7 protein-coding genes are annotated in these 8,886 nt (G+C 66.7%); 2 read left to right on the forward strand and 5 right to left on the reverse strand.

Annotated features, from left to right (window positions below):
* Window positions 1-7 precede the first annotated feature (7 nt).
* On the forward strand, window positions 8-862 hold the full coding sequence (locus AC07CM_RS46500) for a helix-turn-helix domain-containing protein (protein WP_478882626.1): 855 nt from the start codon (window positions 8-10) through the stop codon (window positions 860-862).
* 11 nt (window positions 863-873) lie between these two features.
* The gene (locus AC07CM_RS46505) at window positions 874-1,326 is read left to right on the forward strand and encodes a DUF397 domain-containing protein (RefSeq protein ID WP_478882627.1); all 453 of its coding nucleotides are present in this window, start codon (window positions 874-876) and stop codon (window positions 1,324-1,326) included.
* Between the two features lie 92 nt (window positions 1,327-1,418).
* Here AC07CM_RS46505 and AC07CM_RS46510 read toward each other — a convergent pair whose 3' ends face one another.
* The 5 genes from AC07CM_RS46510 to AC07CM_RS46530 are packed head-to-tail and all read right to left on the reverse strand — an operon-like array spanning window position 1,419 to window position 8,234.
* Window positions 1,419-2,663, reverse strand: coding sequence for an ATP-grasp domain-containing protein (locus tag AC07CM_RS46510; RefSeq protein WP_478882628.1), 1,245 nt, complete (start codon window positions 2,661-2,663; stop codon window positions 1,419-1,421).
* Window positions 2,664-2,668: 5 nt separating this feature from the next.
* Complete coding sequence (locus AC07CM_RS46515; protein ID WP_478882629.1) at window positions 2,669-3,928, reverse strand: ATP-grasp domain-containing protein; 1,260 nt, start codon at window positions 3,926-3,928, stop codon at window positions 2,669-2,671.
* Between the two features lie 4 nt (window positions 3,929-3,932).
* Window positions 3,933-5,780 carry a hypothetical protein gene (locus AC07CM_RS46520; protein ID WP_478882630.1) on the reverse strand — a complete coding sequence of 616 codons (1,848 nt, stop codon included), beginning with the start codon at window positions 5,778-5,780 and terminating at the stop codon, window positions 3,933-3,935.
* A gap of 50 nt (window positions 5,781-5,830) precedes the next feature.
* A complete protein-coding gene (locus tag AC07CM_RS46525) occupies window positions 5,831-7,042 on the reverse strand; it encodes an ATP-grasp domain-containing protein (RefSeq protein ID WP_478882631.1) in 1,212 nt (403 codons plus the stop codon).
* Between the two features lies 1 nt (window position 7,043).
* Window positions 7,044-8,234 carry an MFS transporter gene (locus tag AC07CM_RS46530; protein ID WP_478882632.1) on the reverse strand — a complete coding sequence of 397 codons (1,191 nt, stop codon included), beginning with the start codon at window positions 8,232-8,234 and terminating at the stop codon, window positions 7,044-7,046.
* Window positions 8,235-8,886: the final 652 nt, after the last annotated feature.

An 8,886-nucleotide genomic window follows, 5' to 3' on the forward strand; every position in this document is an offset into this window, starting at 1 on the left:
CCCTTCAATGAGCAACCAAGCACAAGAGGCACGAGAGGCGCTGGGTGCCCGGCTTCGCGGATTCCGCAAGGATGCGGGGTTCGCGAGCGGCCGGGCATTCGCGCTGGCTACAGGGTGGGCGGAGTCCAAGGTTTCCCGCATCGAGAACGGGAAGCAGAACGCCAGCGAGCAGGACATCCGCGCCTGGTGCCGGCAGACCAGTCGCGAAGACCAGTTGGATGACCTGATCGCCACAGTACGTCATATCGACGAGTTGTGGCTTGAGTGGCGCCGACAACTGGCAACCGGCGCAGAAAAGAGGCAGAAGGCAGCCCTGCCGGTCTACTCGAAGACCAAGATCTTCCGGATCTGGCACCCGACGGTCATCTGGGGGACGCTCCAGACCGCCGAGTATGCGGCCGAGACCTTCAAACAGGTACGCGACTACTACGAGATCCCGGACGACACCGAAGCCGCCACGGCCAAGCGGCTCGAACGTCAGCAGTACCTGTACCAGGGCGAAAGAATCTTCAACGTGCTGCTCGCCGAGCAAGCGCTGTACACCAACTTCTGTGGTACGGAAGTGATGAAGGGGCAACTCGACCGCCTGTTGGCGGTGATGCGGCTAGCTCGATTGAGCCTGGGCATCGTCCCCCGTTCTGCCCCCATGCGCATCTGGCCTGGCAATTCTTTCTCGATGTTCGATGACAAGCTCGTACTCGTCGAGACGTACTCGGCCGAGTTCTCGGTCACGCAACCGCGTGAGATCGAGCTGTACGCCAAGGCGTTCGCCCTCTTGCAACAGTCGGCGGTCTACGGGGCTGCTGTTCGAGACCTCATCTTGGCCGCTATTCAGCACTTTGATCGGATGCCTACCGACTAGAAGAGACGACCGTGGAACCTAACTGGCGCACCAGCTTGTACACGAAATCAGATAGCTGCGTCGAGGTGGCTGACAACGATCCGACGAAAGTTCTGGTCCGGGACACGAAGGACCGTGACGGCGGGATGCTGGCCTTCCCGCCGTCGACCTGGATGGCGTTCATCGAGTTCGCGGTAGAGGTTGGGCTGCCGGGCAAGGGCGACGGGGAGGGGCCCGCGGCCTTGCTCCAGTCGGGTCCGGTCTCGACTGCGGCCCGTACCGACGTCGGCGGCCTTTGCCCGGCAGCACTGTTTTGGACCTGGACCTGGACCTGCCCGCCGCCCAGCAGGACATGTGGGCCGCGGCACACGACCAGTACGTCGAGCAGCCGACCCCGGATCGCCCCGGCGGCGCGATCATCGCTGCCACCGCCACTGAGTGCTCGCTCGGGCCAGCCGGTCCGCGTTTTGGACCTCACCTCCTGACTGGAGCGAAATGCGGCGCCGTTGGCTTGGGTGGCGGGCCGGACACTGTTCAGGAGGTGCGCCCCCGCCTGGGGTGTGCCGACGCGGGTGGGTCATCTCTCGGCAGCGGTAGCAGGAGGAACCACGTCGATCCGCAGCGTGTCCAGTAGTTGGTGCAGCGTCACGTCCACCTGCTCCGTGCTGCCTGCGCCCACGACCAGTAGCCCGTGCCGATCGGCGGAACCGCCTACCTCTGCGATTCGGTCGCCCGGACGCGTCGCCAACTCGGAGGCGATGAGCGACGGTTCGGCGAGCACCTCGTCCCAGCCGCGCACCGCGTGCACTGCTCCGGGGGGCAGCAGCAGGAATTCAGCCCCAGCCGCCATGGTCTGCGGCGGGATCGGCGCGGGTGTGTTGCCCAGCAGGTCGTCGATCAGCATGCCGTACAGCTCAAGACCGGGACGCGCATGCTCGGTCATTGCGTGGATGAAGTCGCCGCCCGGGCGGGCGTGGATCTCGCCCAGCACAATGGTTTCGCCGTCCACCCAGAACTCCGCATGGAACACCCCGCGGGTGATTCCCAGGGCGACTAGCGCCCGTTCCACCTCGGTGCAGGCCGTCGATGCGGTGGCCTCGTCGAGGTCGGCCGGCGTGCGGTGGCCGGTCTCCACGAAGCCGGTGCCGGTCGTCTTGGCGGTCAGCGCCAGCACCGTCGGCACCCCGCCCAGCAGTACGCCCTCCGCCGAGAACTCCCGCCCCTGCACATAGGTCTCGACGAGGAACGGTACGCCGGGTGTCAGCCGGTCGATCGCCGCCCCGAGTGCGGCTGGCCGGTCGACGAGCGAGACCCCCACGCTGCCCATGCCGTCGCGGGGTTTGACGATCCACGGTCCCGGCGCGGTCTGCGCGAGGAACCTCTCCGCCGACTTCTGATTGGTGGCCACGACGCAGCGCGGTTGTGCGAAGCCGGCGGCGTGCAATGCCGTGCGGCACAGGTCCTTTGTGCGGATGGTGCGGACGGCCTTCGGGGTGTTGCCGGCGAGCCGGAGTTCATCGGCGACCGCTGCGACCGGCTCGACGCACATCTCGCGGAAGGTGAGCACCGCGTCGACGCCGCCTGTGTGACGGCGGCGTGACGCCCACTCCCGCGCGGCGTCGGGCTGGTGGACGTCGAACGCCACCACCTCGTCGAGTCTGTCGCGCAGTTCGTCCGGCATCGCTCGCAGGTTCGCCGGGGTATCGGCGCCGAGCAGCCGCAGGCCCCGCCGCCGGGCCTGGTCGCTGAGCCTGCGCATCTGGTCGCGCCCGTGCGGCGTGCCCGAGGCGCAGCCCAGCACCAGTACGGTCTGTCCGGCCATCGGCGTCAGCCCGCTGCCTGGCCGATGCGGGCGTCCACTGCTTCGACCGCCTTGGCCAGCGTGGCATGTACTGCTTCGGCTGAGTCACCGACGGCGAGCACCGCGCCGAGCGTGCCGGACATGTAGTCCGCGGGCGGCAGCTGCGCCTTCGTCCCGATCGCCCGCTCGACCACCACGTGCCGGACGCCCGGAACGGACAAGGCCTCGTGCAGGCCGCCGATGTCCTCGAACACACCGTTCTGCTCAGCCATGATCTTGCGGACCCCCGCGAACAGCCCGTTCTCGAAGGACAGCACCGGCCGCGCTCCGGTGGCCACCCGGATCACGTTCTCCGCGAACGGCAGCCCGGTCGCCAGTCCGACCAGATGCGAGGTGATGAAGTCGCCGCCGACCCGGGCCGCGACCTCCACCAGCTTGGCCGTGCCGTTCGGGTGGACCATGCACTCCAGGTGGAAGACACAGTTGTCCAGACCGATCGCCTCCACCACGGTGCTGGTCAACCGCCGGACCGCGGCCGATGCGCCTGCCGGCAGACTGCTGGGGAAGGTGTGCGCGAGCTCCAGCCGGAAGGGCTCGGTGGTCTGCTTGTCGGTGATTCCGGCGATGAGCACCTCGCCACCGACGACGAAGCCCTCGACACTGTGCTCGGTGCCGACGAGGAACTCCTCCAGGATGAGCTCGTTGGGGTTGTCTTGGAAGACCCGGTCCACTTCGGGGCTGGTGTAGCGGATCAACTCGTCGAACGCTGCGCGCAACTCGTCCTCTCCGTGCAGGACGAAGATCCCCTTGCTGCCCGAGCCCGAGGTCGGCTTGAGCACCGCGGGATAGCCGATCTCGGAGGCCGCCTTGGTCAGCCCGGCCCAGTCGGTGATCCGGGCGAACTTCGGGATGGTGTCCGGGTGCCCGGCCAGCGCCTGACGCATCAGGTACTTGTTGCGTGCGATCCTGGCGGCCTGCGGTGACGGCGCGGCCAGTCCGAGCCGCCCGGCGATCCGGCTGACCGTCTCCACGTCGCGGTCCGACCAGGTCACCACGCCGGCGACCTCGTGCTCGGCCACGATCGCGTCGACAGCGGCGTCTACCGCGGCGGCATCGTAGGTGTCGACCTTGTGTACGGCGCGCACCACCTGCCCGGGCAGGCCCGCGGGCACGGTGTCGGCGATCAGCGCGACCCCGTATCCCTGGCGGTGGGCCGCCTCGATGGCGGCGCCGTGCTCCAGCTGCGTTCTACGCAGGTTGAGATAGATGACGACCGGCTGCGGCATTGTCTTACTCCTGATTCATAGCGATGTCGGCCTCGGCCTGGTACCTGCTCTGGTACCACGTGTTGCCGAAGTCCACGATCTTCAAATCTTCGCCCCTGCGTGCGAGCAGGTCGGCACGCGCCTGGTACAGCAGGCGCAGCAACTCACCGACAGCGACCGCGCCCCGCAGGTCGGTTTGTGTGTAGGGCTCTCCGGCCGTCCGCATGAGCCGGAAGTCGTGCAGGCCGGGGCGGTGCGAACCGGCGAGTTCGACGCCGAACGGCACCCGGAGCGCGTAGCGCACCCCGTACGTCACGTGTCCGGTGTGGTGCTGGTCCGACCAGTCGGTGACATCGGACATGGTCGGTGCGAAGAACCAGTCCCGGTCCCCGCTGCGTTCGTGCACGCCGATGCTGTGCGGCAGGTAGTGCCACCCGTTGTAGCGCATCCGGGCGCTGATGGCCCGCAACGCCTGCACCAGCTGGGCGTTGATCTCGGCGAAGCGTTCCGCGAACGCCCGGCTGGGAGTGACGCAGCAGTAGAACTCGGCGGTCGTCCAGTCGACGGGCTCCAGGCTGTCCTGCTCGATCAGCCGGATGAGTTCGCCGACGCGCCTGGGCCCGCGGGACATGCCGACCTCGGATCCGGTCGCCTCGGTGGCCACCGAGACTAGTTCGTGGAGGACCTCCTCGAACCGGGTGGAGAAGCCGTCGGAGGCGGGCTTGAACAGGTACGGCATCGCTTCCCGGCACGCCGCGCGCACCTCGTCGAAGTCGGTCGGCGCCGGGCAGCCCAGCTCGGCCCCCAGGGCTTCGACCACGGCGGCCGGAACGTCGGCCAGGGTCACCGGCTCCTGCACGAGCAACTCGCGCTTGTTGAGGTTCAAGCCCTGGATGACGCGGTACGCGTTGCCTCCCGCCGCCATCGCCGAGGCCCTGCCCTCCGCACACGCTTCAGCCAGCAGATGCAGCCGCTCGCCCGCGGGTAGCCCGGTGGTGTCCGGTACGGCCGCCCGGTAGCTCGCGATCCGCTCGCGGAGGAACTCCTCCAGGCGGTCGGGGCGCAGCTGGGTGCCGCCGAACTCCTCGGCCCGCACCGCCGGACCAGAAAGGATCAGTGCGTGCATGCAGGCGAGAAAGGACGCGTCTTCCGCATCCCATTCGGCTACCGGCGTGGCGGACAGCGAGGTGAGCACGCAGCGCGGTGAATCGGGCCGCAATGATTTGCCGACCAGATTGCTGTTCCTGCCCAGGTTCGTGTAATGGCGTGTTCCGGTGTAGAGCAACACGGGCGCCATGTGCAGCAGTGAGAAGCGTATCCGCTCGATCATCGAGGTGACCCGCTCGGCAGGCAGCCCGACCAGCCACGATTTGATCGATTCGTGCTCGGACGCGTCCTGCTCGCCCAGTCGCTCCAAGTACGCATCCAGGCTATCGGACCGCCCGGTCGGCCACTCGGCCACGCCGATCGGGTGGGCTGCCTCCGATATCTCCTCGCCAGCGCGGAGCAGCCGCAGCCGACCGGTATGCGTCAGGACGATCCGTTCACCCCGCTCGGCCGGTTCGCTGAGGACGGCGCCCGCGTCGGTCGCCGCCTGGAGCAGCCCACGCTCCGTCCGGGTCAGCGCGTGCAGGCCGATCTCCACCGGAATCCGTCCGCCCAGTGACGCTCCGTAGCGCACAGCACCTGCGACGCTCGTATGCCGGGAAGCCTCTTCGGCGATATTCGCGACCAAGACAGGAAAACCCTCAGACTGCAAGATACCCATGCCGTTCCCACTCCATGAGAAATCCTCGAAGACCGCAGAAATTTGCACGGCCGCAAAAACCGGCACGATTGCAAATCTGCATTGCTGCAGGGCTCGCCTGAGCACTTGAAATCTTCCATGGGTACGGAAATTATATGGGTACGGAACCGCTCCGATCAGTGAATCCGCACTGATATCTCGCGCACGGCTTCCTCCGCATTTCGCTCGGCCCGTTCGGGGGTACCGCCGACGGCAATCACGGAGCCGACCCGGTCCCACGAGGAACGCAGATCCCCAACGTGGTCCCCGGGCTTGCGCAGCACGTCCACGCACCGCACGCCTGGCATCCGGCCGGCCCGCTCCACACCATCCACCCGGTCGATGACACCGGCCTTCGACGTCAGGAACCGGATCGCGGCCCCGGTCCGCGCCCGGTCCGGCGGGCTGATCGCCTGACCGGTGAGCGAGCGCAGCCACAGTTCGGTGATGCTGGTGCCATAGGCGAGGTCGATCAGGTCCATGATCTTGTCGCCGGGCGGGCGGCCCGCACATTCGATGAGCATCGGGCCTGCGGCGGTGAGCACCCACTCAGCGTGCAGAATGCCGGTGTCGAAGCCGACGGCGTCAACCAACTGCCGGGCAACCCCCAACCACAGCCCGGGGTCACCGCCGTCGCCAGGCACCAAGTGCCCGACCTCCACCGGCCGCGGACCGGCAACGGTCCGCTTCGCGGTGACGTTCATGAACACCACCTCGCCCCCCTGGACGAGGCACTCCGTACTGAACTCCGGACCGTACAACCGCTCTTCCACCATGTACCGCCATTGCATCGGGCGATGGGCGATCTGGTTGCCTTCGTCGGCCTTGGAACACTCCTGCCATGCCGCGTGTACGTCTGCGTCGGCGTCCAGCAAAACCACCCCCAGGCTTGCCTGCCGGTTTGCCGGTTTGACCACGCAAGGACGGCCTTGGGCGAACGCCTCCACCTCGGCGGCCGAGGCCACCTCCCGGAACGCCGGACCGGCCATGCCCGCCGCCGAAGTGGCCTCCCGCAACAGCAGCTTGTCCCGAAGCACCGCGGCAGCCTTGCTGCCTGCGCCAGGCAGGCCGAGAACCTCGGCGGCGCGCGCCGCACCGGTCACGGCGTACTCCAGACACGGCGCCACCGCGTCAATCCCCTTCAAGTCGGCAATGACATCGAGGAACTGCTCGTCCTGCTGGTAGCGACCGAACCGGACCTCGGCCAGATGCGAGTGGGCGCCCGCCTTGGCCGCGAGGTTCTTACCCTCCCAGAGGTCCTGCTCCTCCAGTACCACCACGCTGACACCGGGACAGGAACCGAGCGCGGTGAGCACGCCCGTGTTGTAGCCGATCAAGAGCACGCGCATGTCAGCCGACCTCCGACGTGATGTTGGAACGCAGATAGAGCAGCACCGCGAGGACACCCACCAGCGTGAGCGCTCCCCAGTACAACGGGCGGATCTGGTGCGCGACCGCGGTCAGGAACAGCGCACCCCCAGCAAAGGCACCAAGCGACTCGCCCGTAGCGGCGGCGACCTGCCGCAAGTTGAACAGTTCGACGGCGGGCCGGTCACCAGGGATATCGGTGAAGGCGGTGTAAGCCATCGGAGTGAAGAAGGTCTCAGCAAGCGAGAACACCCCGACCGCGACGAATGAGCCGGACAAGGTCGCCCCGCTGACGCCCATGACAGCGAAGGCTCCCGAGAACATCGCCACGCCGACGAGCAGGAACGCGAACGGCGTGACGCCGGAGTTCAGTTTCCGCCTGACATAAGCGGTCACGGGAATCTGTATCACAACGACCAACACCGCATTAACGGTGAAGAAACTCGCGCGCCATACTGCCGACCCCGTCAGTTCATCGATCTGGAGCGCGACGGCGGAGAAGAACTGCGCATAAAGAAAGCTACCGACCGCGGTCATCACCGAAACCCGGCGCACATGCCGGTCATTGACGACCACGCGCAGCAGGCCCAGCTTGAGAGGCGGCCGCACATCGTGGTCTCCCGGCCGCACACCCGATGGCAGTCCCACCACAACGGCCACGGCGGCCAGCACATACATCATCGCGACACCGGACATCAACTGCACGTCAAGGCTGCGGCCCAGCATCACGTTGGCGACGATGGGGCCGAGTGAGGCGGCGACATTCACTACAACCTGTACCGCCGAGAACACCGTGTTGCGGGCGGAGACAGCCGATACCGCCATCACGACGTAGACCCGCGCCATCAACCCGTTGACACTGATGCCGGTACCGGCCATCAGCAGACAGGCAGCTATCCCGAACCGACCCGGCACCACCGGCAGCAGGGCGAAACCGGCGGCAGTCAGCAACAGACCACCGGCCATGGCCCGGCGTACGGAGGTGTGATGCAGCACACCACTACAGAAAAGGGATGCGCCCCGGGCGGCGAAGTTCAGGGAGAACAGGGCGCCACCGATGAAGACGGGGCTGGTCCCGGGATGCAGTCGCTCGACAAGCAGCGGAAGTACTGGCAGGACCGCGAAGAAACCCAGATGCGACAGTAGATAGTCGACGACCACTGGGCCGGTCACGCGCGGAACAATCGCACCCCGAAAGAGACGGACAGCACTTTTCGCAGTGCTGACCATTGATGTTCACCCCACCGTTGTTCCGCGTTCACTGTTCTGAAAACTCCTCGAATTTCCGCGCAATCGCAGTCTTCGAGCAGCCACGGGCAGCCTAGCGACGGAAATCTACTGTGGAAATACGACCAGGGATACACCGGCATTTCTTTGCCTGGCGATGACCAAGGAGTCGCAGGAGATGATGACGCGGGTTCAGCGCCTGGTGCAGGGCTGTTTCCAAGTCCTGGCAATTATGCGTCGACGAGGGGCAGGTGAGTCTGCCCCCTCTGCTGTAGATCATGGTCTTTGCGGCATTTCTGGCGTCGCGTGGGATACGGGATGGTTCATGCGCCATCGCGCGCGGGTACGGCGGTGGCAGGAGCGGGCGATGGTCTGGTGGAGGCGCCGGCCCCCACGCCTTCTTCGGGGAATCAGAGGCAGACGGCACGAAGTCCTCAACCCATCAGTTCCCTGAGTCAACCTCTATGCCGTAATCGGCTCCTCGGGGGGCGTCTTGATCTTGGTGTTGGCCTGGTGGATGGCTGGGTCGTAGCAGGTGCCGTCGCGCCAGCAGGCCCACATGACGCGGAGCCAGGAGCGCGCGAGGATGCGGATGGCG

Source organism: Streptomyces sp. NPDC044061, from assembly GCF_056434305.1.